Origin of the sequence: Paenibacillus sp. LS1 (assembly GCF_026013365.1) — a bacterium.
Classification (GTDB): Bacteria; Bacillota; Bacilli; order Paenibacillales; family Paenibacillaceae; genus Paenibacillus.
In genome coordinates this window covers 1269897-1295499 of sequence record NZ_JAPDOE010000002.1, presented here as the reverse complement: position 1 = coordinate 1295499, position 25603 = coordinate 1269897, and the positions used below count along the sequence as shown (strand labels likewise).

Sequence of the window (25603 nt, the reverse complement as noted above, 5' to 3'; positions counted from 1 at the left end):
ATTTTCGTAGTTTCATATCTCGGTGGTATACTTTGAACAGATCATGAATTACGGAAGGGAAAGGGATAATGCCGTGGCACAGCCAGCAACCATTCTGCTTGTGGATGACGAGCAGGAGATTATTAAACTGATGGAAATTTATTTTGGCAACGAGGGTTATCGAATCCTCACTGCGAATGATGGTCTTGAAGCGTTGGAACAATTGAAGAAAGAACCGATCGATCTCATTATTCTGGATGTCATGATGCCCAATATGGACGGAATCGAAGCCTGTATGAAAATTCGGGAAGAGCAGAAAATGCCGATCATCATGCTGTCCGCCAAAAGTATGGATATGGATAAAATCACAGGGCTAAGCATCGGTGCTGATGATTACGTGACCAAGCCGTTTAACCCGCTTGAACTTGTCGCACGGGCTAAATCCCAACTGCGCAGGTATCATACCTTCAATGAAGGCCGGGAGAATAAAGAGCATGAGTGGGTTGTTGATGATCTGGTCATTAATACCGATACACATGAATTTTGGGTAGATGAGCAACCGGTTCGTCTGACTCCGCGTGAATTTGCTGTTCTCGAATTACTGGCTCGTCACCAAGGTTCAGTACTCAGTATGGAACAGATCTATCGTCAAGTATGGAAAGAAGAATTCATGGAGTCGAACAATACCGTTATGGTGCATATTCGCAAGATTCGTGAGAAGATTGAACTCGACAGCAAACATCCCAAGTTCATTCAGACGGTATGGGGTGTTGGCTACAAGATGATCAAACCGCAATGAGCATGAATCTTCATGCATGCATACTCATTAGGATTTCATGTGAGATGAACAACACAGGCAGGGAGTTTCTACAATGAATGCTAAGTTGATTAATACAGTCCGATGGAAATTTATCTATGCATTTCTGCTGAGCGGCATATTAACTGCAGTTATTTTGTACGGGGGCAGTCAGGTGGGAAAGACTATCCTCGAAGCTCAGACGTATCCGAATTATTCAATACCGGCCCAAGGAATCAGGTGGTTGGTGAACAACATCGGTTCGGTGCCTTTGATGATTTTGGTAGGCGTGCTCGGTTTTGTGCTGTTTTTTTTTCTGTTCTCTCGTAAGGTAATGCGGGTTCTGGATGAAATTACGGCAGGAATTCAGGAAGTTGCCAAAGGAGAGCTATCCCATCGCATCGAGGTGAAGACCTCGGATGAATTTGGAGTGGTTGCTGCAAGCATTAATCAGATGGCTGAACAATTGCAGTTGTCGCTTCAGGAAGAGCGTAATGCGGTTGCTGCCAAAAACGATCTGATTACCGGCATATCGCATGATCTGAGAACGCCACTCACTTCTATTTTGGGATTTCTGGAGTACATCGAGAAGGATCGGTACCAGGATGAGATTGAGATGCGCTATTATGTTAGCATTGCCTATGAGAAATCCCTGACTCTTCGCAAGCTGATTGATGACTTGTTCGAATATACGCGTGTAAGTGGTGGGAGCCTTCCGTTGTCTTTGCAAGCGTTGAACTTGAATTCGTTTCTGATGCAGCTGGCTGAAGAGTTTGCTCCCATGCTGGAGGAAGCTGGTATGGAGTATAAGATCATCGGTGGGCAAGAACCAATATGGATTCAGGCGGCTCCAGGGGAGCTTGTACGAGCGTATGAGAATCTGTTCAGCAATGCCATCCGGTATGGTTCGCAAGGCAAACTAATGGAGATTGGGCTGGCCCTTGAAGGTGAAGAGGCCGTCGTTCGCATTAGTAATTATGGCGAACCGATTCCGGCACAGGATCTGCCGCATCTATTTGATCGATTCTATCGTGTGGATAAATCCCGTTCCCGGGATACGGGTGGCACTGGTCTTGGTCTGGCAATTGCCAAATCGATGATTGAATTGCATCGAGGAAGTATCGTTGCCTACAGTGAAAACGGCAGAACGGATTTTGTTACCCGATTCCCTGTGATTGTTGCTCCGACAAGTCATTATTCAGAGGAGTAATAATTAAGAAATATTCGGTATTCTACCTCAGGAAGTGGTGTTGCAGCGGAATTGTTCGCAACGGTAATGAAACGCGCGATGCAATAGACGTCTAAGCGAGGGCGATCATAGGCCAGACGCTTCTTTCCTTATATTGAATAACATATATTCTAGATTTGAAAGTATAATATGTTTTTTTATCTAGTGTAAAAGGAGGATGAAATGGGCCGTAAATACAGTAACTCGGATACAGATAGGGATATGAACTCGCTGCAACCCAAAACCGGGATCAGACCGGAGCGGCCTGGTATATCCGGATTGGGTGGATGGCTTATTTTAATCCAGATCAGTCTTTGGCTTGCGCTAGTGTTTCTCATCTCGGATGTATCGCAGGTGAATGTCGTCATGGACCCTGCCAGATGGGAAGAAGGCCGTGGTGTCGATCCTCAGATCTACGCGGAGATGATCCGTCCACTCTTGTGGTTTGGCTTCATAAGCAGCAGCATTCTATTGATGATCGTTATTGTGAATCTCGTTCTTTTATATAAACGGAAGAGACAGTTTCCACGCATGATGATGGTGATGTACATGATGAATGTGATTGTAAGCATCGTAACCTGGATTCTGATTGCACGAAATGAGATCCCAAGAGAACAGCATGTGCTTGATGCAACTCCGGCTTTTCATCTGATCGTACGATCCATTCTGGTGTGCTGTATCTTCATTCCGTACTTCCTGAAGTCTATTCGGGTAAAGAATACGTTTGTGAAGTAACTGGCTTCAATCGTGACCTGGTAGAACCCAAACGAAAAGGCCCATGGTATACAAAGCGCTAAGCTTGTATACCATGGGCCTTTTTGCAACCAAGATATCGATAGAGGTCATTTCGATGATGATTTTGTCCGTATCGAGCCGGGAATTCGGCGTATCATCTGGTTTAATACCTCGGACAACACAAGGCCTACTGCAATGGCGCCGGATAACATGAGTGCCTTGGCGGCCATCTCCATGGCGGCACCGTAATCATTTTGCACAAAACTTCGCATCGCATTATACGCCAGTCCACCAGGAACAAGAGGAATGATGCCTGCGACGCTGAAGATGATAACGGGTGCACGAAACATGCGAGAGAATACTTGGCTGATGACACCTACGGCTATGGTCGCTGCAAGTGTAGCAGGAACCGCATCCGCTGCATATTCAAGCACAATATAGATAATCCAGCCGATCATGCCGACAAATCCACCGTGGAGCAGCATGCGCCGTGGTGCGTTGAAGATGATCCCAAACGCGGCTGAAGCGACAAAGCTGGTTAAGGCTTGTTCAATAAAATGGAGCATATCCTGCATTCCTCCGTCTTACATAAAAAGTGAAAATACAACTGCAATGCCGGTACCTATGGCAAAGGCAGTCAGAAATGCCTCAGCTCCCTTGGATAATCCGGATACGAGATGTCCGGCCATCAGGTCGCGTACAGCGTTGGTAATCAGTAGCCCCGGAACCAGCGGCATAACCGAACCAATAATGATTTTGTCCCGTTCATGACCTACTCCCATGTAGATGAGGAAAAAAGCGAGTAGGCCAATGACGAAGGATGCTGTAAGCTCCGCAAAGAATTTGACCCGTACCAATCGGTGAAAGGCAATAACTGCTGCATAACCTATACCACCACAGATCAGCGCCGGAAGAAAGTCGGTCCAGCCCCCGCCAAACATAATGGTAAAACATCCACTGGATAACGCCGCAGCCGCAAGCTGCACAGCTGTTGAATAGGAAGAGGGCTTGCCTTCGATCTGTACCAACAGATCATGGGCTTCCTGAACAGTGAGTTCTCCTTGTCCGATACGGCGGGAGACCGCGTTCACCTCGGATACCTTGTCCAGATCTGTGGTACGCTCGGAGATGCGAATCAGCTTGGCAGGTTCGGTTGCATCGACAGAGAAGAAGATACCTGTTGGCACAACGTAACTGTGCGAATGAGGTAAACCCAGCGCTGCCGCCATACGTTTCATCGTATCTTCCACACGGTAGGTTTCACCACCGCTTTGCAGCATGATTTTGCCTGCGAGTAAACAGATTGCAATCACGCGGGATTGTTCAGTAGGGTTGTTGCCAATCATACCCGTCTCGGCTTGTGATACGGGTGATGAATCATGACGTATGTATTCCAACCGGATCAAGCTCCGTTTCATGTGAGATAAGGCGTGGTGCCGACACCATTGTATCATATTTCACACGCTCGCAAGGAATCATACCGCACTGACGCTATGACGATAAAAAAGCTTCGTTCCCAAGACCTAAAGGTCACAGGAGCGAAGCTTCTTGAAGCGAGTTCGGATATAGACTCATAATACCAGCTACATCAACAGTGTAATAACCAACAATTCATACAGCACAAGCGGTAAAATCGTCGGTCCGAACAAGGCGCGCGGTTCAGGGTATCCATGCATCGGGGTAACCTGGAGATACAAAATTCCCCGGTCTGCACTAATGATGACACCTTCCCATACCTGCCCATCGATATTCTGGACTTGTACCTTCTTGCCTACATGCTGCCGGGCTGTATGATGAAGCATATTCCGCACACTTTGCACGGATTGAAGCATCGGTTGATTGGCTTGATACACGACACGCGTGGACGGCGTGGATGTGGATTCAGACATGATGCACAACCCTTCCTCAAAATAAGTTCTTACTTCAAGGTATGCATCTGCCTACAAAAGGTGATTACACGAACGCCATTTCAAGGTTCCTGCGTCCATTTTCATAAGTCACTTTGCCTAGTGCTCCATTCACAAAGGTGAGCTGGGGCGGAATATGGCCGAGATCCACATCGTACAGTACAGGGACATCCAGATCCCCAAGTGCAGAGGAAAGGGCATCGGTGAAATTGAAATCGGCTGTATCAGAATAACCCGCAGGTCGGCCGATCATGAAACCTTTCACACCTGCAAACCAGCCAGCCTGTTTCATCTGCCACAGATGACGGTAGATATCCCCCGCGTTCATCTCACAGCTCTCCAGATACCAGATGGTTCCTTGATCTGCACAATACTGATCCAGATATGATGCCACGGGTGCATACGGCGTGCCGATCAGACAGGTGATCGTATCCATACAGCCGCCAATTAGCCGACCAGAGAACGACACAGAGGTATCTGCATCTTCCGAGTGGCCGAGCTGTTTCCAGCGCGAAGGTGTATCGAGGTTAAATCCAGGCAGTTCCGGTTTCCATTCCGTTTGATAATGCGTGGAAGACGATTGTGTGATCTCTCCATCGTGTTTCGTCTGTAAAACATCAATCCAGCGCGCAGTCACCGGATCGATGGCACTTGATCTTAAATCAACATAATTGGTGCCATGCGCTGTCGCTGTTCCGGTGAGCAGGGTATAGGCAAACAGGAAGGTACTGATATCCGAATAACCCATGACCCATTTTGGCGGCAACGATTTTAACGCTTCCCAATCCAGCAGGGGCAGGATATCCATCAGGAACTCTCCACCCCATGGAGGGATAATGGCTTGAATATTTGGATTGCGAAAAAACTCATTCATCTCTTCGGCGCGAGCCTCTTTGGACGCACTCACACATTTGATGTTGTGGCGGAGCGATGGGCTTTCCATCACGCCAAAACCAAGGCGCTCCATATTGCGTTTGCTCTCCTCAAGATAATGGTGCAGGGATTCGCCAACACCGCTGGACGGTGCTGCCACACCAATCATGTCTCCTGGAGCGAGTGGCTGCGGATAACGGATGGAACGTTGATTCATGTCTAACCACACCTTCCCTATAACATCTTTGTTTGTTTTAAAATGAATGTTTCCATTATAAAGAATATTTACGATAATCACAGCCTGTTGACGGAAGATTAAGGGTTCACCGGAATGTCCAATGAGAATGGTGACTTCACTTTCATTGGATAGGTGGAAATGTGCATTTGGATTTTCCCCTGCATCTTGGCTCCATTTTCGACAGTAGAGGAAACGATCGTATGACTATCATCCGTCCCATCGCCACTACTCCAACTGGAGCCAGAAATCTCATATGATTTCCCTGCACTGTCTGTAACATCATCGAAACCCAGAACGTACCCGCCGTTCATACTACCAGCAACAGAAAAGTCGATAATTAGATCTTTGCCTTCAATCTTGCTGCCAAGCATCTTCAATCCAGGAGGGCCACCTGAAATCTGGCGTGACTTCAGATCAAGGGAAAGATCCAGATCCTTTTTATCCAATCCCGAGAAGCCAGTTCCCTGCAAGGTCAGCTTTTTCGGTATGGAGAAGTACATACTTTCGAAGTAAATGGAGCGTTCATCCCCACCTGTCGAGGTATCTGTTCTCCACGCGCGACCTTGTTCGTCGACCAGTTGAAGATCGCTCAGGCCAAACACCTTCTTGGTATTCTTTGGATCAAAATTCACATCAAGTACAAGACGGGTTGGATACAGAGTAGCCTCTTTCACATCAATACGCTGCCCATCCACCGTTAACGTCTGGTTCACAGGAATAACTTTTTTCATGCCTTTGGTAAGATTCTTGTCTACCGGGAACGTCACTTTCCACTTTTCAGCACTTGCTGTATCTCTTGGCTTAAATACAACGCTCAGCTCTTCGGGCGGAGTGGCTCCATCCGTGAAGATCACATCAATCATATTCTCATATACATTCTCGTCTGAAGTAGGTTTAGGTGAAGAATAACCAAATGCAACAGGCAGATCTTTACCGTTCTCATCCAGCAAATCAATGTCATAGTTGAATTTCTCGGGATCTTTCATGCCTTTCATCGTGTAAAAAATAACCATACGTGACTCGTCTGTGATAATGCCTTCAACGGTCACGGAAGCACCATCATGCTCGTCGCTGACACCGACCTTCTGTAAGAGGGACTGATCGATCGCCATCATTAATCCTTTATCCTGGCGAATCATGCTCACAATGCCTTCCATGCCAGGCAATTGCTCCACGAAGGACGCAAAGGCGGGAGAGACACGAATACATCCCGTAAATAGCAGGATGAGGGCAGCTGCTGAGATGGAGCTCATATACCAACGCAGCCGGGACTTTCGCTTACGGGCAGCCTGGCGGATTCCGGACTGCACAGCCTGATAGGCGGCGGCATCGGGCACAGGCATGGTTTCGTATTCCGTCTTGCGAGCATTCAGACGTTCTTCCAATGTCTCGAATGATTTTTGTTCATCCGTCATGAGGATGCATCTCCTTTCGTTTCAAGTTGATCACGGAGCTGTCCGAGTGCCCGATGTAATCGGGATTTTACGGTTCCGGTTGGGATTTCGAGAATATCGGCGACTTCAGTTAAGGAGAAACCTTCGAAATAACTCAGGATAATAATCTGTTTGCAATCCCGATCAAGGGTGGATACAGCGGCCGCAAGATCGGGATCCGCAGGACGATCCCAACTGCTGGATTCATGAATCTCGGTGACGGGACTGAACCGACTTTTGCGTTTGCGTTCGTCCGCGCAGTAGTTGAGCAGTATGCGGATGAGCCACGTACCGAAGTAGGAGGGCTCTTTTAATTTTTTGAGTTTGCGGAACGCCCTGAAGGTTGATTCCTGAATTGCTTCCAGCGCATCACCTTCGTTGTGCAGATACGCATAGGCGATACGGTACAGTTGGCTCTGATGCAATTCCATTAAGGCTGCAAAAGCCTCGGCATCCCCTTTTTGTGCGGCGATGGTGAGCTGAGTAGGGGTCACATGGCTCCTCCTTTCATGGATATGTTGAGTATTAGACCGTGTAAGGCGTCAAACGGTTCTTATTCCCTAGAAAAAATATGATGTATCGCGATTTCTATATAAGTTGAACTATATTTACACGAGAACGTAGAGGACTGAAATAACCTGAAGAAGCGGAGCTAAAAGCTTTCTGAAAGAAAGCTCCTTCGGAAGCATACACTTCGCCTTTATCGCCAGATGTTCACCTTTGTAAAAGTGAATTAAAAAAATCTGGGGATAACAGCGATCGGAGGGTTGTTCTGTCATCGGAGTGGCAAGTGTAAATATTCTTTAGCTCAACTTATATAGCCTCTCGATAGAGGTATGTAATCGAACAAGAAATAACCGTCAGACCTTCTTTTTGTACTCCAAAAAGAGTCCTGACGGTTACTCACGGTATTACTCACGTTATCTAATCATTGTTGCTACTGCGCTGCAACGGCAGCTCGCAGGCACGAAGCTGTAGATGTGTTGCCACGTTCAAGTGCAATGTCCAATGCGGTTTGGCCTGATGAGTTCAATGCACTCGGATCGGCACCATGTTGGAGTAACATCTCGATGAGTTCAATCTGATCCGTATGAAATGCCGCCGAGTGCAGCGCATGTTGTCCATCACTATCTAGAATACTCGTGGATGCCCCATGTTCGAGCAAAAGGCGAATAACTTCTGGCGAACGTTCTCCAGCAAGAGCGGCATGCAATGCAGTATTGGACGGAATATAGGAAATCTTGGAATGAGAAAGGGCGTTCACCTCGGCACCGTGCTCCAGAAGAACACGAACTGCTCCTGCTTGTCCATAATGAGAGGCATATCCCAGCGGAGTTAACCCGTCCTGATTCTCAGTATTGGCAAGTTCCGGGTCAGCATCAAGCAGTGACTTTAGTTTCTCAACGTGACCTTCCTGTACCGCCTGGAATAGATCATTCATCTGTTCTGCATGATTCATAGCGAATACCTCCATCCGATGGAATATTAGAATTACAGGGATTCATTATATAGCTTCTTTGCAGCCTCCAGCCCAGGTACGGCAAAGCAGGCGAGTGGAGAGGGCAGATCATTCAATGGGAACCAGCCGATCTCACCAATGGCTCCGCCTTCTTCCAGATTACGAGCATGACCGCCAATCACCTTGGTGGAATAGAGAACAGATATCCAATGTTCCTTCTGCTCTGGCTGGATCGTCTCCGCCGTGCAGAGCAGACTGTCGATGGCGATATCCAGATCCACTTCCTCCTTGATTTCACGGATGACGGCAGTCTCCAGTGATTCGTAGGGATCGACTTTCCCGCCGGGAATACTCCAGGTGTGCTGTTCGGGCTGGCGGTTCCGCCAGGCGAGAAGTACTTCGCCCCGCTCATTCAGGATGACCGCGCCTACGCCAATGCGAGGCGAAATTTCAGATTCATCTTTTGGATCTGAGCGTAACGCCGACATGGTTAGCGCAGCTGGTTCGTTCCCATTAGGTTGTGAAAAACCACCCGCTATCATATCCCTAGATTCAGGAGTACGAGTAGACTGGAATGACAATGGAAGCTGAGACTGTACAGACCATTCTTCCGCAAGGATACTCATTGAAATCAGGTCATAATGCATGCCATCCCGCAAAACTGCAGAACGCTGGCGACCCTCTTCCCGGAATCCGGCTTTTAGGTATGCACGTCTCGCGGCTTCATTGTATTCAATGACTTCCAGCGCAATCCGGTTCAGGTTCAATTCGTGGAAGCCATACCGAAGAATTAGAGCCAGGGCATCGCTGCCGTATCCTTTACCCCGATCATTTTCTTCACCGATACCAATAGCCAGACGAGCAGACCTATTGTTCCATTCGATCCGATAGAGCGCGGTGAAGCCAATAAATCGATTACCCTCCAGTGTACGTAATGCAAATTCAAATCCGTTGTCGCGGCGGACAGACGAAGAACCCGTTTCATCCGGCGTTAACGGGATCGCGATATCGGTATCCATGTTGCGCAAATATTCATAATCGTCTGTGAAGCGGGAGAGACGCATGCAATCTTCCGGGCATGGGGCCGCGAGCCTCACTTTGGAACCTTGAAAACCATTTAAATGACGTGGAGCCATGTTGCACCTCTTTTGTTCGATATGAAATCAATCGTTTCTCCCCATTATACTACGAACAGGAGCGGATACCGAAAAATGGCACCAAACGAGCTGCACTCAGGGGAAAAGACCATAAAAAAAAGCAGCCATCGCGGGCTGCTGTACATTCATTATTTCAAATCATTCAGTAAATTTTTCATTTTTTTGTAGTGTCCACTGACCCGATCGACCATGTAGTTATACATGAGCTGATTCTCCGAAAGATTCGCCATTTCCTTGTCAATGTCAACGTTATTGTTGTTATTATTCATGGCTGTTTCGTTGTTCTCCACAATTCGGTATTGTACGATGGAAGAATTGGGATCACTGATAGGAAAGTGTTTGTCATGAGTCCGTTTCATGGCGAGCTGATCTGTTTTGCCATTTTCAACGATACGTCTCAACTCTTCCTGAAACTCTACCGTTTTCTTTTTGTAGTTGGGCGTGTCTGCATTGGCAATGTTATTGGTGATGGCATTGTGTTGTGCAGTCAGTGCTTGTAACAGTGATTCATTACGTCTTGTCGTATTCGTTTCGATCACGGGCTCAGTCTCCTTCACTGTAGATTGATACAGTTAGTTCTATAATAAGAAATAAAGTTGCACACTGTCAACATAACAAAGAAAAAGACAAGCACATGCCGGAGGTCCCCTGAATAGAAGAACCCTGCCTTCATGATATCTTGTCTTAAACTTTGCCCTCATGCATCAGCCATTGAACAGCCTCTTAAGAGGGACGATTGATGTTTTTGCCGTAATAGATCTCATCCATCTCCAGCTTCAGCCACTCGGTAATCTCCTGTTGTTCCTTCTTGCTCAGCTTATCCTTGGTATACCCGAACAGATAATTGTCGAGATCGAATTCCCTCAGTTTACATTTGGTATGAAAAATGTTCTCCTGATAGACGTTCACGTCAATCATATCGAAGCTGCTCTTGATCTCATCCGGAATATAATTCTGAATCGAGCCGATCTCATGGTCAATGAACAGCTTGCGTCCGCTCGTATCCCGCGTGAAACCACGTACCCGGTAATCCATCGTCATAATGTCCGTATCAAATGAGTGGATCAGATAATTCAGCGCCTTGAGCGGTGAAATCTCACCGCAGGTGGATACATCGATGTCCGCACGGAAGGTACTGATGCCTTCACTGGGGTGGAACTCAGGATAGGTGTGCACGGTGATATGGCTTTTATCCAACTGCATGACGACATTATCTGGCAGAGGGCCGGGAGATTCATCGAGTGATTCCTCGGGGATTTCCACAATCGGGCCTTCCGAAACCAGCATCGTCACACTTGCACCTTGAGGCACGTAATCCTGCTGCGCAACATTCAGGACATGAGCCCCAATAATGTCGGAGACGTTGTTCAGAATTTTACTCAACCGGGCGGCGTTATACTGTTCATCAATATATTCAATGTAAGCTTCGCGTTCGTCTTTGGTTTTGGTATAACAAATATCGTACATATTGAAGCTGAGCGACTTGGTCAGGTTGTTAAATCCATGCAGTTGAATGCGCTGCTCTGGCGTAATTGTCATGGTTGCAGTTCCCCTTATCCCATACGACATATCATCGCAGTTATAATACTACTTATACCCAACCTGCCTCGAAAAAAAACATATGTACGTCATTCGAAATACGATTCTCCTCTGATCACAGCTATGCATGAAAAGACTTCAGATAAGCTACATTTTTTCAGAATGAAGAATCGTCGAAGTCGGCAATATCGTTAATACGTTCATCCTCAGCTACCGATTGGATATCCTCTGAAGTGACACTGATGATCGTATAGTCCTCATTCTGCTGTTTCTTCACGGCTTTTTCCTTCACAAAACGGGGACTTCCTTCCCCGGCATCTTCGTCATAGACGAGCAGAAGCCCGTCGCTTTTGCGCAGCAACAGGTCATCCCGTGCAGTGAACTGCCACGGCCCGATATAAGGTTGATTGCTAATCGCACCGTAATAGTCCACACCCGAGAGGATGGAACGGTAATACTCCTGCTTGTCTTCTTTCCATTGTTCCTCCGGGTTCTGAAAGGCGGTGATGATCGACAGTTTCAGATGCGGATATGTCTTCTTCAAATCAATGACCACTTCGCAGGCCCACAGGTCCACACCGTATTGTCCCGGCGTCAGCACCCATTCCAGACCATCTTCGACAAGGGGAGTAAGACGGGAGGAGATGGCTTTTTTGATAAAAGGAATACCTTCATGTTTCTGTCCAAAAATCTGCAATTCATGTGCCCGGTAACCGGTGATTAACAGGTTTTTCAGTGTCCGTTCCTCCTTTCAGGCATGATCAATCGATCAGTCGATTCTATATAACGATGCAGTTATTTCGCGGGTGGAGCTTCTGCACGGAACGGATACAGGAATGGCTTCGGAATATCCGTCTCAAATGACATCAGTTCATCGGTTGTCGGATGAATAAACGAGAGTATACGTGCATGAAGTCCGAGACGGCCGAGGTCTCTTGTACGTGCGCCGTATTTTCTGTCACCCGCAATCGGATGTCCGAGGTCTTCCATATGCACACGAATCTGATTTTTGCGACCTGTTTCCAGGCGCACTTCAAGCAGGGAGAACTCCCGGTTCGACTTCAGTCGTTTGTAATGCGTAATCGCATGTTGTCCATCATTCGGACGCGAGCTGGAGTACATCTTCAGCGTTTTGGTTTCCTTCAGCCAGGAAGAAATAGTACCTTCTTCTTTCGCTACCGAACCTTCAACAAGAGCGACGTAGACGCGATCCTGTACATTTTCTTTCCAGTTGTTTTGCAGCTTCTGTTGTACCTCTTCACTTTTGGCAAACATCATGACACCCGACGTATCCCGATCCAGACGATGTACGACAAAAATCCGGTTCAGCGGATTGGTGCGGCGCACATGCTCTGTCAGTTGGCGATAAGCCGTCAGGTCATCCGTTTTGTCGGCGGCAATGGACAACAGTCCGGCTTCCTTACGGATCACAATGATATCATCGTCTTCATGCAAAATGTTAATGTCTGTCAAGGACGGGGCAGCGACTGCACCTTCTTTTCTAATATATACAATCTGACCTGGCGTCAGCGCCTCATTAAACTTGGTTACGACTTTCTGATCCACGGATACCTGTCCGCGACCCAAAATGGATTTTACCGCATTACGTCCCGATTTCAGATGTTGCAGCAAGAAATTCAACAGTTCATCCGGTTCCGTTACTTTGTACTGACGTGGTGGTTCCTGCTTGCGATAATAGGAATTGCCCGGGCGTTTAGAAGCACTGGCGTTTTTGGATTTGTTGCCTCCGGCTTTCTTGGGCGCGGCCGACGATTTCGCGGCTAATGGCTTCTTGTTCTCTTCTGTATTGCGTGATGCGGAAGCACCTGATGATTTTGCGGATGAGAAGTTAGACTTGCCGGAACGTGCTGTGGAAGAACCAGCATATGATTTGCCCTTGGCCGAAGCCGATGTTTTGCCTGTTGGACGTTTGCGTTTATTCATGAATAATAATCTCCTTCTGAACAGCCTGTACCGCTTGTGTGCATACGATCCGTTCATTTCGTTATGCAGTTCAATATACCACTAACAGTCGACAAATAAAAATAGGTTCATGGAATCTGCTATACATCCAATCCGAAGAGTTGTGAGATTCATAGGATATGGTATCCCATAGCATTGGAGGTGTTACTCATGGGCGTGTTTCTCGATATGAGAACTTCGATGAACTCGGGAACCGTAGGACAGCCCGGAATATCTCTAGGTCCATCCCCGGAAGCATTCGGCGCGATTGGTCTTCAGACACAGGGCGTGGTGAATCCCATTATTACGTTGAACGGGACAGTAGGTGTTACTGGAGAACTGGGAGATACCTTTGTTGTGGAGCTGGTACGGGGATTCCTATATGATCCCTTCTATGTCATCTACCGTGCTGAAGGTACGGTTGGACAGAACGGCGGTGCCGAATTTCATTCGTTCACAGCTCAGGATCTGTCTGCACCACCAGCAATGGAAAGTGTGTATACTTCGTTCATCTCGGGGGTGTCCACAGCAGTAAGAACCGGGCCGGAATTGTTTTATGGCATTGCAGCCACCAACTAGTTGTGAAGGACGTAATGTGAGAACAGCAGAGTGCTTCAATATCGCTTCGCCCACGGCAGAGTTCGCGTCATACCCAGAAACCAAGAAGTATAAGGTAATGTAGCGATAGGTTTCGACTAGCGCTCAGCATGAAACCCCCGGCTCAAGGAGTCGGGGATTTTTGTCATACAAGCCTCAGTACATCTCAATGTAGCTCGCTCATCTAAAGGAGGTGTCCGTGTGGATCAGTTGGCGCGACCCTTCAGAATGATGTTGTTGGCTTTGCCAAAGTCGATGGCAACTTTACCTGCGAGTGCAGCTGTTCGCTCAGCAAGAATAACGGCGTTAACACCACAGGAGAAGAGAGCAACATCAAAGGTATCTTGATTTGTCTGAATCCATTGCAACATTTCCTCCTTCTGATCATAGCTGTCGAAGGGCAGTGCAGTCACGATGTTCAGATGATACGGCTCCTGTTCGAGCGTGGCACGCAGTGCCTCAATCTCACGGGTAACGAGAAGAACACGCTTGCCTGCAAGCATCTGCCAGAAACGCGGGTTCTGCGCCAGCTCCCGATTGACACAGGCATGACAAGTCAGTGGAGGAGAGATGCCAAAATGTGCAAACACCATATCGGTCAGGGGTCTTTTGAGATAATCCGGAGCGTTAATGGTGCTATCACCGCGGGGAAGAATGCCGACGATATCGGCCCGTTGCAAGGAAGCCGCGACCTCATCCCGTAGCTGCGGGTTGGGAAGGCTCAGTCCTTTTTGTCCTAGATTGGCCTTAATGGCCCAACGCTCCTGAAGAACCTGTTCTGTGGGCCATACGGTTTCTTGAGACATGACGATATTCTCGCCATCGCCAACTCGCACCAGAGAAAGAGGACGCTGTTCAAGAAGCGCCGCTTCAAGCTGATCAAGCACACCTTCCATTTCAAGATAGATCGAATTCATTCCAGTGGTTGCCCCCTTTGAAAATTGAACTGCTCTATTCTATGTTGCGGCTACAGTAACGATATGTACGTTCGACCCGCAGGGCACCATCTTCAAGTGTATATCAATCTATTTCGTTGAAAGGTAGTACATCTGTCGTTACCGCTTCTATCAGCGATTCATATGTTATAGAGTGCTGGGTTGGCGAGCGGGATGTTTCTCGTAAGCAATCAGTCAGGTAGAAGAGGTTTTCGTAGAAGACGGTATCATCACATTGAAAAAGGTCTGTATCCGGTAAACGGAATTTGCAGCGTTCATGAGGAGGAATGTTATGTCCAGGAAAGTTGTGATTGAGATTAACTTCAACAATTACGGGATGGACCCGCAGCGATTGACGCGGGAATGGCTGGAGCGTCGGATGAGCATCTTCCGCACGTTCACATTGCATTGCCTGAAGGCACAGACGAATCAGGATTTTCTGACCGTGGTGAAGCTGTCCAAGGAATCGGGGGACTTGATGCAGGAGATTCTGGCAGGTCAGGAGCCGCTTCCTTCCAATATTCGTTTTGGAACCAATATTGAGAGTGTGCGTGCCATTCTGGCGTTTGCCAAAGGTGCGGAGCAACTCTATATTGCCCGTCTGGATTCGGATGATCTGTACCATAAGACTTTTATTCAACAGCTCTACGATATTCAGCCACAACCGCAGACGATGGCGCTAATTAACCAGAACGGATATCTGTGGGACAGCGTGAATAACGAGATGGCGCCAGCATTTCACCGTTCTCCGCAATTCTATGTCTACTTATATCAAACGGCCGAATATGCAGCGGGGTACCGGGTCAAGCTTCCGGGCAGAGGTACACATGGCAATGTCATTGAACTGCCGCACGAGCTGCTTGCTCCGCGCAATTATGTCAATATCGTGCATTCGAACAATACTTCAGTCAAACGAGTACCGCCCAACGACCGGTTAAGCCGGGATGAGATGGCACATGTATTACGCGACTTCATGATCTAAGCTGGGAGGGATTCATCCATGATTCAAGGACAAACGATTCTGATCACCGGAGGAACAGGCTCCTGGGGTCAAAAGCTGACCGAGGTGCTGCTGGAGCAGGACCCGGCTGAGATTCGTCTTCTGTCACGTAATGAATACGCCCAGATTGCGATGCAGCGTGAGTTCAACCATGACCCGCGTCTGAGATTCGTCATTGGGGATATCCGGGATTATCGGGCCGTGGAAGATGCGTGCAAAGGCGTGCATGTGCTCTTCCATCTGGCTGCGCTGAAGCATGTTCCGGTCTGCGAGGACCAACCGGATGAAGCGTTCAAGACCAATGTGATTGGGACGCAGAACATTATTCGGGCTGCGATCCGCATGCAGGTTCCCAAAGTCATTGATGTGTCCACCGATAAGGCGGTAGATCCGATTAACGTATATGGCATGACAAAGGCTTTGGGTGAAAAAATGATGATCCGTGCCAACTGGCTGAGTGAAGGCACTCGGTTTGTCTGCATCCGCGGCGGCAATGTGCTGGGAACCAGCGGCAGTGTCGTACCCTTGTTTCGTCGTCAGATCGATGAAGGCAAGAGCCCGACCATTACGGACAAAGGCATGACCCGCTTTTTCCTAACGCGTACCGAAGCCATACATTTACTGCTTAAGGCGGCTGAGGCGGCGGTGGGCGGGGAGACTTTTGTGATGAAAATGAAAGCTTGCAAGATGACGGAGCTGGCCTCCGTCATGTTGGAACAGGCAGGTCGTCCATCCTTCGATTATAAGGTGACGGGCATACGTCCGGGCGAGAAATTACATGAAGTGCTAATCTCGCCCTATGAAGCGCCGCGTACGTATCAATACGATGCGCAGTATTATGTCATCCTGCCGGAGCATCAGGACAAGGGACTGACGGATCAGTACAGTAACCTGCCTCGTGTAAACTTCTCCGAGTATCGTTCGGACAGTGCCATGATGAACAAGCCAGCGATTGCCCGCTTCTTGCGTGCAGGCGGCTATATCGACTAGGGCGTGTCTCAAAACTCGTTTGGAGTTTTCAGACACGCCCACCGAAGGGAGGTGGAGCGTTTGGAGGTGGAAGGAATGGAAGAGAATCATCAGCACGAGCAGCACGGGGGAAAAGAAGGGGAGCGGCAACATAATACACTGCAACACATCAATGACCGCTCCCTGAAAGCTGTTGTCGTCGGTCTGGGTTATGTAGGTTTACCCATGGCTGTGGAGATGGCACAGGCAGGTTATCAGGTACACGGTATCGATATCGATACCTCCAAGGTAGCCAAGCTGCGTGCCGGGCATTCGTATGTCATCGGTATAGAAGATGATGTTGTACAGTCTCTAATGCAGGCAGGGTTGTTCACGGCAAGTACCGATTATGCAGTGGTTGCGCAAGCCAATGTCATTGTCATCTGTGTGCCGACTCCGCTGACCGCCGAGCATCAACCGGATATCTCGTATATCTCGGCAGCGGTGGATGGCATGACTCCTTATTTGCAGGAGGGCAGCCTGGTTATTTTGGAAAGCACGACCTACCCGGGCACAACGGAGGAACGCGTAAAACAACCGATTGAAGCGGCAAACGGCTGGCAAGCTGGAGAACAGTTCTACGTCTGTTATTCTCCAGAACGGGTAGATCCGGGCAGTGTGAATTATGGTGTGAAAAATACCCCGAAGATCATTGGCGGCTCTACACCTGCCTGTCTGGATTATGGTAAACAGTTCTACGGCTCGTTTCTCAACGAAGTTGTTCCGGTCAGTTCAACGACAGTAGCAGAGACGGCAAAGTTGTTCGAAAATACATTTCGCAGTGTTAACATTGCACTGGTGAATGAGTTGACTCCTGCTTGTGAACAGATGGGTGTGAATATCTGGGAGGTGCTGGGTGCGGCGGCCACCAAGCCGTTTGGTTATATGCCATTCTATCCCGGTCCCGGCATCGGCGGACATTGTATTCCAATCGATCCGATCTATCTGTCCTGGGCTGCAAACCGGCAGGGATCGGAGCTGCAATTCATCCAGCTGGCGGATGCAACCAATCGGCAAATGCCAGAGAAAGTGGTGAAGCGTGCAGGGGAGCTGCTGAAGCAGAATGGTGTATCTGTTCAGGGAGCGCGTGTTGTTCTGGCGGGTATGGCTTATAAAAAAGACATTGACGACCTGCGCGAATCACCTGCGCTGGACGTTTTCCGGCTGCTGAGCGCAGCGGGCGCAGATGTGGTTTTCACCGATCCAATGGTGCCTGCCTTCCGTAAGGATGACGGTACGATGCTCCAGTCCCGGTCTGCTGCGCCAGAATTGTGGACATGGGCTGATCTGGTAATCATCACGACGGATCATTCGGGATTCAATTATCAGGAGATGGCGGATCATGCAAAGCTGATTTTTGATACACGCAATGCAACGGCCGGATGCCATGGGGGAAATATTGTGGTATTGGGCCAACCTGTTCGACAAGGAAAAACGGGAGATGCCCATGGCGAATCATGATCGAGTGAGTGAACGCTACTACGGCGAGATCAATTCTGAGGATTCTCATGAAGCGACGAGAACGCGTATCCACTGGATGTGCCGTGAGGCAACAGGCAAACGCATCTTGGACGTCGGGTGCAGTCAGGGCATTACATCCATTCTGCTGGCACGTGAAGGATTTCATGTCACTGGCATTGATCTGGAGGAAGAGAGTATCCGGTATGCCCAAGGCGAGCTTGCCAAAGAATCCCGGCTGGTTCGAAACAATGTGGATTTTCGGTTGCTGGATATTACGCAATGGAAAGTAAGAACTACTTTTGACACGGTGCTGCTTGGAGAAGTGCTGGAGCATTTTGCTCATCCAGAGACGTTATTGGTCCAGATTCATCGGCTGTTGCAAGAGGATGGGACGCTGGTTGTGACCGTGCCATATGGATATCACCCGTTCTATGACCACAAGCAGACGTTTTATGCAGGAAGCCTGGCGATGTGCCTGATGCCGTATTTTGAAGTCTTGAAACTGGAAGTTCATCATAAATATCTATGTTGCGTGGCCCGCAAACGGCGGAGAACTCAGCTGCATATGTCGCCGGAAATGGATCAATTGTTGGAGTGGATGGAGCTGGATCATGTACATTTTGCTGAGGTGGAACAACAGCATCTTCGCGTAATGAAGCAGCGCAAGAAGGCGCTGGACAGTGCGGTGGAGCAGGTGAAACGACTTCGCCGTCAGGAGAGTGGGGGCTCGCTTTAGAGTAGAGGGATGGGGGGCTCGAAAGTCGAATCTCAGACGTCTTATGTTGGTGATTTGGGAGAGGGGAAAAATGTAACGAATCTCAGTGACGCTATTTCATCCGAAAGCTGCGATAAACGACGAAATGGTTGCCTAAAATGTGAGAATAGCGCGCCTCAGATTCGTTACATTTTCCAATTGGCTGAAATGCACCAAATAGCGTCACCTCAGTTCGTTAGCCACGGTGAAAATGATAAGTATTCTTTACTGAACTTTGAGAATGGTGGTACCTGTACCAATGCTAAGTTCCAAATACCAAATGCTAGTACTTTGCTCGAAGTACCTAGTCAATGAAAGAACAAAACCGTTATGAAATTTCGCAATATGCGTACGACAGGAAGGGGCTCAAAACGTGATCACCATCAGTCTGTGCATGATTGTGAAGAACGAGGAACGCACGCTTGCGCGCTGTCTTGATTCGGTTGCCGGCATCGCGGACGAGATCGTCATTGTGGATACCGGTTCATCAGATCATACGATGGACATCGCTGCGCAGTATACCGACCAGGTCTACACGTATGAATGGAAGGAAGACTTTGCCGCAGCGCGGAATGAGTCATTCGCCAAAGCCACGCAGGAGTATATCCTGTGGCTGGATGCGGACGATGTGCTGTTGCCATCGGAACGGGCGAAGCTTGCGGTGTTGAAGCAGCAGTTGCCGTCTGAGGGGGAGACGGCGGCTGTGATCTTGAACTACACGCTGGCCGAGGGGCCGGAGGGGAGTCCGCTCGTGACGGACCGACGCCTTCGCCTGGTCAAGCGGGATGCCGGGTGCCGCTGGCATGGCCGGCTGCACGAGCAGCTTAGCTTCCCGCCGAGCGGGGTCATTACGGCAGACATTGCCGTCACGCACCGCCGCGAAGCGGGACATCATTCGGCGCGAAACGTGCGCATTCTGCGCAAATGGATCGCCGAAGAGGGCGTAGCCCAAGGTCGCCTGCTGTTCTATTATGCAGGCGAATGTTATGACCGCAAGCAGTATGCTGCGGCGGCACGCGGGTACGCGAAGCTGCTGGAGCAGCCGAGCGGTTACCGCGAGGATCGCCTGATTGCCTGCGCGCGGCTAGCGGAATGTCATGAACGGCTTGGCGAGCCGGGCCGCAAGCTCGGCGCATTGCTGCAGTCGTTCCAGTATGATCTGCCACATGCTGATTTTTGCTGTGCCATTGCAGCTTGCTTTCATGAACGGCAGGAACCCATTTCGGCGATCTACTGGTACATGCAGGCGGTAGACGTTAGCAGCCGCGATCCGGGACTGCGCCCAGTACCATTGGCCTGCCGCACCTGGCTACCACATGCTCGACTATCTCTCTGCTATGCCCATCTGGGCAACTGGGAGCAGGCATTGATGCATAACACTAAAGCCCGGGAGTACTTGCCAGATGATCCCGGATTGCTTGCGAATCGGCAGAAGCTTGAAGTAGTGGTGCGTAAAGAGATAAAGGAGCGGGAAGATCGTGGTGAAGTGTCACCTCGTAAGTAGGCTGACGAATTGGGACGGATAAGGACGAATGAGAACAGAAGAGTTTGAAGCGGGAGTAGAGATAGAGAAAATGGATTGAATTAGAAGTGACAAGGACAACAAAAACTAATTGTTGCTGGAAGATGCGATCAGGCTGAAAGTGATAGAAATAGAGTGTGAAGGCACAATTGTGAGCAGAAACAGAAGGTACTCAAGATTAAGCGGTAGAATAGATGTGAAAGAGAAATTATGAGTTGTCATGTGTTTTAAGTGTGATAGCTACGATATTGTTAGTGTGAACGAGCATGTACAGACCACAATTTAGTATAAACAGATAAAGGGAAATATGTAGAACAAGAGCAGAGCAGCCCCGCTTGCCGAGGAAGTCGGTGAGCGGGGCTTGCTTTATGTTTTGTACTTCAAACTGCTTGCACCGTGTGAGGCTTCAGATGAGTGAATGCAGTGAGTACTACGCACGCATCAAGATGATCAGCCATGTAGTCAGGAGGTCATTTTGCGGCGAGATTGCTTTACTTTTCAGGTGCCAGACATCGCACATACTGGTCTTTCATCCGCAAGCTTTTGCACGCCCAGCCCCTGCCATCATATATCTCCTCATCAGTGTTGAGGGTAATGCTCTCATCTGTGTACTCATTCCAGTTTTCAATTCGGAGTGTGTTTTCATTTTCCCATTCGAGATGATTATTTCCGTGGTGCTCGGCACGATAGATCGTTTTTACTGTGGAATCATCAGGGGCATTCGTCTTCTTCACATCGACCCACATCGTAACCCCGCCTGCCGCACCACCATAGGGCATACCATAAATCTCGGCGGTATATTCACCATTCCGCGAAGGCATCGAATAGCTCAATTCTCCTTTCTCAGAACGGTCAAAGGTGGAGAAGTAGGGACGGAGCCGGAAATACAAGAATAAGGCGGCAAACAGTACAAGAATCAATAATGTAAATGTAGTGAAAATCGGATGTCTACGTATCCACGATTTTGGTAGTGAGATGTTTGAAGAGTCACTAGCTTGAGAGTGTTGTTTCATGAAATTGCTCTCCTTTAGAGATGTTGGGTAGGAACGAGATAAGGAATTGGATATATAGATATATTGGTGTCTTCTCTTTAAGCTATTTATTAAATTAATGGTAACACACTGCGTTTATTGATTAATAACAAATAAGTTAAAATTACCCTTAGTTCAAAAGCGACTAAATTATAAATGGAGAAAGACAGCATTCTCAGCAAATTCAGGACTTAAAGAAGCAGTAAGAGATTGTATTTGGTATGGAATGTTTAACTTGCATAAAGGAAGTTGATGCTGCAATTAATCACTACAAGCATGGTATAATAGGAAGAAACGGAGTTGATGTTCAGATGTCTGATTTGCTCGATCCTCGGAACGATTTTGTTTTCAAGCGTATTTTTGGCAGTGAGGAGAATAAAGATGTTCTGCTTGTGTTCTTGAATCGAACGTTCGCAGAGTCGGGTGAGCAGCCACTGACAGAGATCGTACTTCTCAACCCATACACGGATAAAGATGCTCCACTGGATAAACAGTCCATATTTGATATCTGGGCGAAAACAGCTGAAGGTAAGCTAATCAATATTGAAATGCAGTTATTTAATAAATACGATATCGAGAAGCGAACCCTATACTACTGGAGCAAGCGTTATTCGAGCCAGCTACAGGAAGGTCAGACATACAAAGAATTGAAAAAGTGCGTCACCATTAATATTTTGAATTACTCGTTTATCACGAATGAGCGTTATCATAATGTTTTTCATCTGAGGGAAGACCACACCGGACTTGAACTTAGTGATGATCTCGAAGTGCATTTCATGGAGCTGTCGAAACTAGATGATCGATCCGTTCCGATGGCAGGTGGACTGATTAACTGGCTCTTGTTCCTGAAAGGTGCTGACAAATCCAATTGGGAGGTGTTGCAAATGAATGAACCTACTTTGAAGAAGGCGATGGATACGCTGGAGTTCTTGAGTCAGGATCGGGAAGCACGTCGTTTGTATGAAGAGCGGCAGAAGTATTTGCATGATGAAGCTTCCATGATTGAATGGGCTACGGAAAAGGGAATAGCCAAGGGGTTAGTGGAAGGGGAAAAAAGAAAGGCGATTGAGATTGCAAAAAACATGCTCTCATTTGGAATTGAAGTTTCAATTATTGCCGAAACAAGTGGTCTAACTGTGTCTGAAGTTGAGGCGTTGAAAAATTAAAATACCACCAGTGTGAAACAGTTATTGTATGACTTAATAGTTTTGTAAATTAAATGCAATCGTTTTGTCCAACTAGGGCAGGACGGTTGTTTTTATTTTGATGAAGAAGCTTCAAACGTTTTACAGTAAAACGCGGTTGCTCATTCGGGGCTGGGCCGTTAAACTAAAGGGAGCGGCGTTTGCTTGACGGACAAGTCATGAGAACGCCATTTTGTTGTCAAGGATGCGGTATGTGTGCCGCTTTCGGATGTCAGAATCGGATCGGACCAAGCTGGTGGAAGAACACTGGTGATAAGTAAGGAGTCTTTACATGAGTGTGCAAACACCTACATTAGAAGAAGCGCAGGGTCTCCTGCAAAAATATTATGGCTACCCCGACTTTCGTGAAGGACAGAAAAAGATTGTAGCCAGTCTGCTGGAACGCGAAGATACGCTTGGCATTATGCCAACCGGGGGCGGTAAGTCGATCTGTTATCAGATCCCTGCTTTGTTGTATTCGGGACTGACGCTTGTGGTCTCCCCGTTAATTTCATTGATGAAGGACCAGGTCGATGCGTTGACGACCGCCGGAATTGCTGCCGCGTATATTAATAGTACGTTAAGCGGCAAAGAAGTGAATGATCGCATCCGCGCGGCGCAGCGCGGTGAGTTGAAGTTGCTCTATGTCGCGCCTGAGCGACTGGAGCTGGATTGGTTCCGCGAGGAGATGGGCTATTTGCCAATCTCTTGCGTTGCCGTGGATGAGGCCCACTGTGTGTCGCAGTGGGGACATGATTTTCGGACAAGCTACCTGGCGGTAGCGCCGTTTGTGGATAGTTTGCCGGAGCGGCCGGTGGTTGCGGCCTTTACGGCTACAGCGACGCCCGAGGTCATGGGCGATATTCTGCGGCTGCTGCGTTTGCAGGACCCGCAGACATATGTGACCGGACTTGGGCGGGATAATCTGGCGTTTAGCGTGCTGCGTGGCGAGAGCAAAAAGGATTTTGTTCTGAATTACGCGCGCGAGCATGCCAGCGAGCCAGGTATTATATACGCCGCGACCCGTAAGGACGTGGACGATCTGCATCAGCGTTTGTTGCAGGCGGGATTGCCCGCAGGACGCTATCATGCCGGCATGACGGATGATGAACGGTCCCAGAGCCAGGAAGCTTTTTTGTACGATGATATCCGGGTGATGGTGGCGACCAATGCGTTCGGGATGGGGATTGATAAGTCGAACGTGCGTTACGTTATTCATAACAGCATGCCGAAGAACATGGAGGCATACGTGCAGGAAGCCGGACGTGCAGGCCGAGATGGAGAGCCAAGCCAGTGCATTCTGCTGTTCGGGGCACAGGATATTATCACCCAGAAATTCCTGATTGAGCAGAATCCGATGGACGGCGACCGGAAACAGAACGATTACCGGAAGCTGCAACAGATGGTGGATTACTGTTACACAACGCGTTGTCTGCGCAGTGCGCAGCTGGATTATTTCGGTGAGGTGCATGACGATACACCGTGCGGTACTTGCAGTTCCTGTACGGACGACCGCGAGCTGGTAGACATGACGATTGATGCACAGAAAATATTCAGCTGCATTCACCGCATGCGTGAACGATACGGTGTATCACTGGTTGCTTCGGTGCTCAAAGGCTCTCGTGCCAAAAAGGTACTCGATTACGGCTTCAACTCTCTGCCAACCTATGGCGTGATGGGTAATCGTACGGAGCGTGAAATTTCGGAGATCATCAACGTGATGGTATCCGAAGGATATCTGATGCTGTCCGAGGGACAGTATCCGGTGGTACGTTTACAGCCACTAGCAGTAGAAGTGCTGAAAGGTCAACGAGAAGTGATGCAGCGTGTGGTCCGCAAAACAGCGGCAACGGCTTCGGGTACGAACTACGGCGGACGTCGTGGACGCGATGCGATGCCATCTGCGGTCAACGAGACGGTATTCGAACAGCTGCGTCTGATCCGGCGTGATCTGGCGGCGAAAGAGCATGTGCCATCGTACATTATTTTCAATGATGCGACTTTGCGCGAGATGAGTGTGGTATGTCCACAGACAGAACGTGACATGCTGGATATCAAAGGAGTCGGTGAGGTGAAGTACCGCAAGTACGGACTGCCGTTCCTGGAGTTTTTCCAGAAGCAATCAGGAGAAGAAGTGGATACGGATGACGATGCGTTTTACGAGTATGAGTAGGTATGAGCACGTATAAGTAAGTATGAGTGAGTATGAGATGAATGTGAGTGAGCTTGGCTGGTTGGGATGGAGTGAGAATTTTTTTACATTCGCCATTTCAAGTCTTTGAAGTTCATGACACGTAAAGCTTAATTGATCCAACGTTGATAGTTATCATCATGCAAGTCGATGGTTCGTCCATGATACGGGGGAAGCGTTCGGCAGAGGTTCGAGGCTAAAACCTAAAGGCTCAAGGCAGTAAAATGTGGATATCTATTGTGGATGGAATGCGAATGAGGTCTTTAACAGGTGAAGTTGAGTTTGAAGTTGATTTTTGTGTCTCTGGTATGCGGACAAAAGATGGTGAATTGTCTTTCAAAAGGTGGACATTGGCGTTAGAAAGGGCTGACCGTATCACATACAGCATGTAGTTTTATTGTATGTGTTGTGTACTATATGTTGCGGTTTTCGTTTGGCGAGGTCTCTATGTCTTTTTGAAAAGAGTGTCCACTCTTTGAAAGACAAAAGTTGGATATGTCCATGAGAGATGGAATGGCTAGTTCAAAAGAGGTTTAGATGAACAGCATCCGGGGCAGGATGGCTGTGCAGCTTTCCTTTTACCAAAAAAATATGGTCTGGGTGTCCAGGCAAAG

25 protein-coding genes and 1 pseudogene are annotated in these 25603 nt (G+C 48.4%); 11 read left to right on the top strand and 15 right to left on the bottom strand.

Annotated elements, in window-relative coordinates; translation table 11 throughout:
• Nucleotides 1–43 precede the first annotated feature (43 nt).
• The 3 genes from OM416_RS15325 (at nucleotide 44) to OM416_RS15315 (ending at nucleotide 2738) form a co-directional block, all read left to right on the top strand.
• Complete coding sequence (locus OM416_RS15325; RefSeq protein ID WP_264930617.1) at nucleotides 44–778, top strand: response regulator transcription factor; 735 nt, start codon at nucleotides 44–46, stop codon at nucleotides 776–778.
• 73 nt (nucleotides 779–851) lie between these two features.
• Nucleotides 852–1985, top strand: coding sequence for a sensor histidine kinase (locus OM416_RS15320; protein ID WP_264930615.1), 1134 nt, complete (start codon nucleotides 852–854; stop codon nucleotides 1983–1985).
• A 201-nt stretch (nucleotides 1986–2186) separates the two neighbouring features.
• Nucleotides 2187–2738 (top strand): DUF2569 domain-containing protein, encoded by a 552-nt coding sequence (locus OM416_RS15315; RefSeq protein WP_264930612.1) that lies wholly within the window; start codon nucleotides 2187–2189, stop codon nucleotides 2736–2738.
• Nucleotides 2739–2845: 107 nt separating this feature from the next.
• Here OM416_RS15315 and OM416_RS15310 read toward each other — a convergent pair whose 3' ends face one another.
• The 13 genes and pseudogenes from OM416_RS15310 to OM416_RS15250 all read right to left on the bottom strand — a co-directional run bounded on the left by OM416_RS15310 (nucleotide 2846) and on the right by OM416_RS15250 (nucleotide 13288).
• Nucleotides 2846–3304 (bottom strand): threonine/serine exporter family protein, encoded by a 459-nt coding sequence (locus OM416_RS15310; RefSeq protein WP_264930610.1) that lies wholly within the window; start codon nucleotides 3302–3304, stop codon nucleotides 2846–2848.
• 18 nt (nucleotides 3305–3322) lie between these two features.
• Nucleotides 3323–4084 carry a threonine/serine exporter family protein gene (locus tag OM416_RS15305; RefSeq protein ID WP_264930777.1) on the bottom strand — a complete coding sequence of 254 codons (762 nt, stop codon included), beginning with the start codon at nucleotides 4082–4084 and terminating at the stop codon, nucleotides 3323–3325.
• A gap of 237 nt (nucleotides 4085–4321) precedes the next feature.
• Nucleotides 4322–4627 carry a hypothetical protein gene (locus tag OM416_RS15300; RefSeq protein ID WP_047842070.1) on the bottom strand — a complete coding sequence of 102 codons (306 nt, stop codon included), beginning with the start codon at nucleotides 4625–4627 and terminating at the stop codon, nucleotides 4322–4324.
• Nucleotides 4628–4691: 64 nt separating this feature from the next.
• Complete coding sequence (locus OM416_RS15295; protein ID WP_264930607.1) at nucleotides 4692–5735, bottom strand: S66 peptidase family protein; 1044 nt, start codon at nucleotides 5733–5735, stop codon at nucleotides 4692–4694.
• Nucleotides 5736–5833: 98 nt separating this feature from the next.
• Complete coding sequence (locus tag OM416_RS15290; protein WP_264930605.1) at nucleotides 5834–7171, bottom strand: DUF4179 domain-containing protein; 1338 nt, start codon at nucleotides 7169–7171, stop codon at nucleotides 5834–5836.
• On the bottom strand, nucleotides 7168–7683 hold the full coding sequence (locus OM416_RS15285; RefSeq protein WP_076330056.1) for a sigma-70 family RNA polymerase sigma factor: 516 nt from the start codon (nucleotides 7681–7683) through the stop codon (nucleotides 7168–7170). Before OM416_RS15285 ends, OM416_RS15290 begins: the two co-directional genes overlap by 4 nt.
• A 443-nt stretch (nucleotides 7684–8126) precedes the next feature.
• Nucleotides 8127–8648 (bottom strand): ankyrin repeat domain-containing protein, encoded by a 522-nt coding sequence (locus tag OM416_RS15280; RefSeq protein ID WP_264930603.1) that lies wholly within the window; start codon nucleotides 8646–8648, stop codon nucleotides 8127–8129.
• Nucleotides 8649–8680: 32 nt separating this feature from the next.
• Entirely contained in the window at nucleotides 8681–9136 is a 456-nt protein-coding gene (locus tag OM416_RS15275) for an NUDIX domain-containing protein (protein ID WP_264930775.1), read from the bottom strand.
• A 159-nt stretch (nucleotides 9137–9295) separates the two neighbouring features.
• Nucleotides 9296–9784 (bottom strand): annotated as a pseudogene (locus OM416_RS15270) (GNAT family N-acetyltransferase); the annotation flags it as partial.
• Nucleotides 9785–9933: 149 nt separating this feature from the next.
• Nucleotides 9934–10344 (bottom strand): flagellar basal body rod protein FlgB, encoded by a 411-nt coding sequence (flgB, locus tag OM416_RS15265; RefSeq protein ID WP_036610664.1) that lies wholly within the window; start codon nucleotides 10342–10344, stop codon nucleotides 9934–9936.
• A gap of 184 nt (nucleotides 10345–10528) precedes the next feature.
• The gene (gene speD, locus OM416_RS15260) at nucleotides 10529–11344 is read right to left on the bottom strand and encodes an adenosylmethionine decarboxylase (RefSeq protein WP_036610662.1); all 816 of its coding nucleotides are present in this window, start codon (nucleotides 11342–11344) and stop codon (nucleotides 10529–10531) included.
• Between the two features lie 157 nt (nucleotides 11345–11501).
• A complete protein-coding gene (locus OM416_RS15255; RefSeq protein WP_264930773.1) occupies nucleotides 11502–12080 on the bottom strand; it encodes a DUF1273 domain-containing protein in 579 nt (192 codons plus the stop codon).
• 59 nt (nucleotides 12081–12139) lie between these two features.
• A complete protein-coding gene (locus OM416_RS15250) occupies nucleotides 12140–13288 on the bottom strand; it encodes an RluA family pseudouridine synthase (RefSeq protein ID WP_264930598.1) in 1149 nt (382 codons plus the stop codon).
• Nucleotides 13289–13477: 189 nt separating this feature from the next.
• Between OM416_RS15250 and OM416_RS15245 the strand changes: the two genes are divergently transcribed.
• On the top strand, nucleotides 13478–13885 hold the full coding sequence (locus OM416_RS15245; protein WP_264930597.1) for a hypothetical protein: 408 nt from the start codon (nucleotides 13478–13480) through the stop codon (nucleotides 13883–13885).
• A 224-nt stretch (nucleotides 13886–14109) separates the two neighbouring features.
• On the opposite strand, the gene OM416_RS15240 is transcribed toward OM416_RS15245, so the two are convergent.
• Entirely contained in the window at nucleotides 14110–14820 is a 711-nt protein-coding gene (locus OM416_RS15240; RefSeq protein ID WP_264930596.1) for a GT-D fold domain-containing glycosyltransferase, read from the bottom strand.
• Nucleotides 14821–15130: 310 nt separating this feature from the next.
• Here OM416_RS15240 and OM416_RS15235 point away from each other — a divergent pair, with 310 nt between their 5' ends.
• The 5 genes from OM416_RS15235 to OM416_RS15215 all read left to right on the top strand — a co-directional run bounded on the left by OM416_RS15235 (nucleotide 15131) and on the right by OM416_RS15215 (nucleotide 20565).
• The gene (locus OM416_RS15235) at nucleotides 15131–15820 is read left to right on the top strand and encodes a putative rhamnosyl transferase (protein ID WP_264930595.1); all 690 of its coding nucleotides are present in this window, start codon (nucleotides 15131–15133) and stop codon (nucleotides 15818–15820) included.
• An 18-nt stretch (nucleotides 15821–15838) separates the two neighbouring features.
• Complete coding sequence (locus tag OM416_RS15230; protein WP_264930594.1) at nucleotides 15839–16828, top strand: polysaccharide biosynthesis protein; 990 nt, start codon at nucleotides 15839–15841, stop codon at nucleotides 16826–16828.
• Nucleotides 16829–16894: 66 nt separating this feature from the next.
• Nucleotides 16895–18307 (top strand): nucleotide sugar dehydrogenase, encoded by a 1413-nt coding sequence (locus OM416_RS15225; RefSeq protein ID WP_264930771.1) that lies wholly within the window; start codon nucleotides 16895–16897, stop codon nucleotides 18305–18307.
• A complete protein-coding gene (locus OM416_RS15220; RefSeq protein WP_264930593.1) occupies nucleotides 18294–19043 on the top strand; it encodes a class I SAM-dependent methyltransferase in 750 nt (249 codons plus the stop codon). Before OM416_RS15225 ends, OM416_RS15220 begins: the two co-directional genes overlap by 14 nt.
• Nucleotides 19044–19434: 391 nt before the next feature.
• Nucleotides 19435–20565 carry a glycosyltransferase family 2 protein gene (locus OM416_RS15215; protein ID WP_264930591.1) on the top strand — a complete coding sequence of 377 codons (1131 nt, stop codon included), beginning with the start codon at nucleotides 19435–19437 and terminating at the stop codon, nucleotides 20563–20565.
• Nucleotides 20566–21074: 509 nt separating this feature from the next.
• Here the strand turns inward: OM416_RS15215 and OM416_RS15210 are convergent.
• Nucleotides 21075–21596, bottom strand: coding sequence for a DUF5412 domain-containing protein (locus tag OM416_RS15210; protein ID WP_264930589.1), 522 nt, complete (start codon nucleotides 21594–21596; stop codon nucleotides 21075–21077).
• A 329-nt stretch (nucleotides 21597–21925) separates the two neighbouring features.
• Between OM416_RS15210 and OM416_RS15205 the strand changes: the two genes are divergently transcribed.
• Complete coding sequence (locus tag OM416_RS15205) at nucleotides 21926–22780, top strand: Rpn family recombination-promoting nuclease/putative transposase (protein WP_062833206.1); 855 nt, start codon at nucleotides 21926–21928, stop codon at nucleotides 22778–22780.
• 310 nt (nucleotides 22781–23090) lie between these two features.
• Nucleotides 23091–24971 carry a DNA helicase RecQ gene (gene recQ, locus OM416_RS15200; RefSeq protein WP_076251653.1) on the top strand — a complete coding sequence of 627 codons (1881 nt, stop codon included), beginning with the start codon at nucleotides 23091–23093 and terminating at the stop codon, nucleotides 24969–24971.
• Nucleotides 24972–25603 lie beyond the last annotated feature (632 nt).

Excerpts from the sequence above, each read along its gene's own strand:
- OM416_RS15235 (WP_264930595.1), top strand. The coding sequence starts at position 15,131 with ATGTCCAGGAAAGTTGTGATTGAGATTAACTTCAACAATTACGGGATG.
- OM416_RS15325 (WP_264930617.1), top strand. The coding sequence starts at position 44 with ATGAATTACGGAAGGGAAAGGGATAATGCCGTGGCACAGCCAGCAACC.
- OM416_RS15275 (WP_264930775.1), bottom strand. The coding sequence starts at position 9,136 with ATGTCGGCGTTACGCTCAGATCCAAAAGATGAATCTGAAATTTCGCCT.
- OM416_RS15305 (WP_264930777.1), bottom strand. The coding sequence starts at position 4,084 with ATGATTGGCAACAACCCTACTGAACAATCCCGCGTGATTGCAATCTGT.
- recQ (WP_076251653.1), top strand. The coding sequence starts at position 23,091 with ATGAGTGTGCAAACACCTACATTAGAAGAAGCGCAGGGTCTCCTGCAA.
- OM416_RS15280 (WP_264930603.1), bottom strand. The coding sequence starts at position 8,648 with ATGAATCATGCAGAACAGATGAATGATCTATTCCAGGCGGTACAGGAA.
- OM416_RS15205 (WP_062833206.1), top strand. The coding sequence starts at position 21,926 with ATGTCTGATTTGCTCGATCCTCGGAACGATTTTGTTTTCAAGCGTATT.
- OM416_RS15250 (WP_264930598.1), bottom strand. The coding sequence starts at position 13,288 with ATGAATAAACGCAAACGTCCAACAGGCAAAACATCGGCTTCGGCCAAG.
- OM416_RS15290 (WP_264930605.1), bottom strand. The coding sequence starts at position 7,171 with ATGACGGATGAACAAAAATCATTCGAGACATTGGAAGAACGTCTGAAT.
- OM416_RS15320 (WP_264930615.1), top strand. The coding sequence starts at position 852 with ATGAATGCTAAGTTGATTAATACAGTCCGATGGAAATTTATCTATGCA.
- OM416_RS15295 (WP_264930607.1), bottom strand. The coding sequence starts at position 5,735 with ATGAATCAACGTTCCATCCGTTATCCGCAGCCACTCGCTCCAGGAGAC.
- OM416_RS15230 (WP_264930594.1), top strand. The coding sequence starts at position 15,839 with ATGATTCAAGGACAAACGATTCTGATCACCGGAGGAACAGGCTCCTGG.
- OM416_RS15315 (WP_264930612.1), top strand. The coding sequence starts at position 2,187 with ATGGGCCGTAAATACAGTAACTCGGATACAGATAGGGATATGAACTCG.
- OM416_RS15240 (WP_264930596.1), bottom strand. The coding sequence starts at position 14,820 with ATGAATTCGATCTATCTTGAAATGGAAGGTGTGCTTGATCAGCTTGAA.
- OM416_RS15220 (WP_264930593.1), top strand. The coding sequence starts at position 18,294 with ATGGCGAATCATGATCGAGTGAGTGAACGCTACTACGGCGAGATCAAT.
- OM416_RS15210 (WP_264930589.1), bottom strand. The coding sequence starts at position 21,596 with ATGAAACAACACTCTCAAGCTAGTGACTCTTCAAACATCTCACTACCA.
- OM416_RS15300 (WP_047842070.1), bottom strand. The coding sequence starts at position 4,627 with ATGTCTGAATCCACATCCACGCCGTCCACGCGTGTCGTGTATCAAGCC.
- speD (WP_036610662.1), bottom strand. The coding sequence starts at position 11,344 with ATGACAATTACGCCAGAGCAGCGCATTCAACTGCATGGATTTAACAAC.
- OM416_RS15310 (WP_264930610.1), bottom strand. The coding sequence starts at position 3,304 with ATGCTCCATTTTATTGAACAAGCCTTAACCAGCTTTGTCGCTTCAGCC.
- OM416_RS15245 (WP_264930597.1), top strand. The coding sequence starts at position 13,478 with ATGGGCGTGTTTCTCGATATGAGAACTTCGATGAACTCGGGAACCGTA.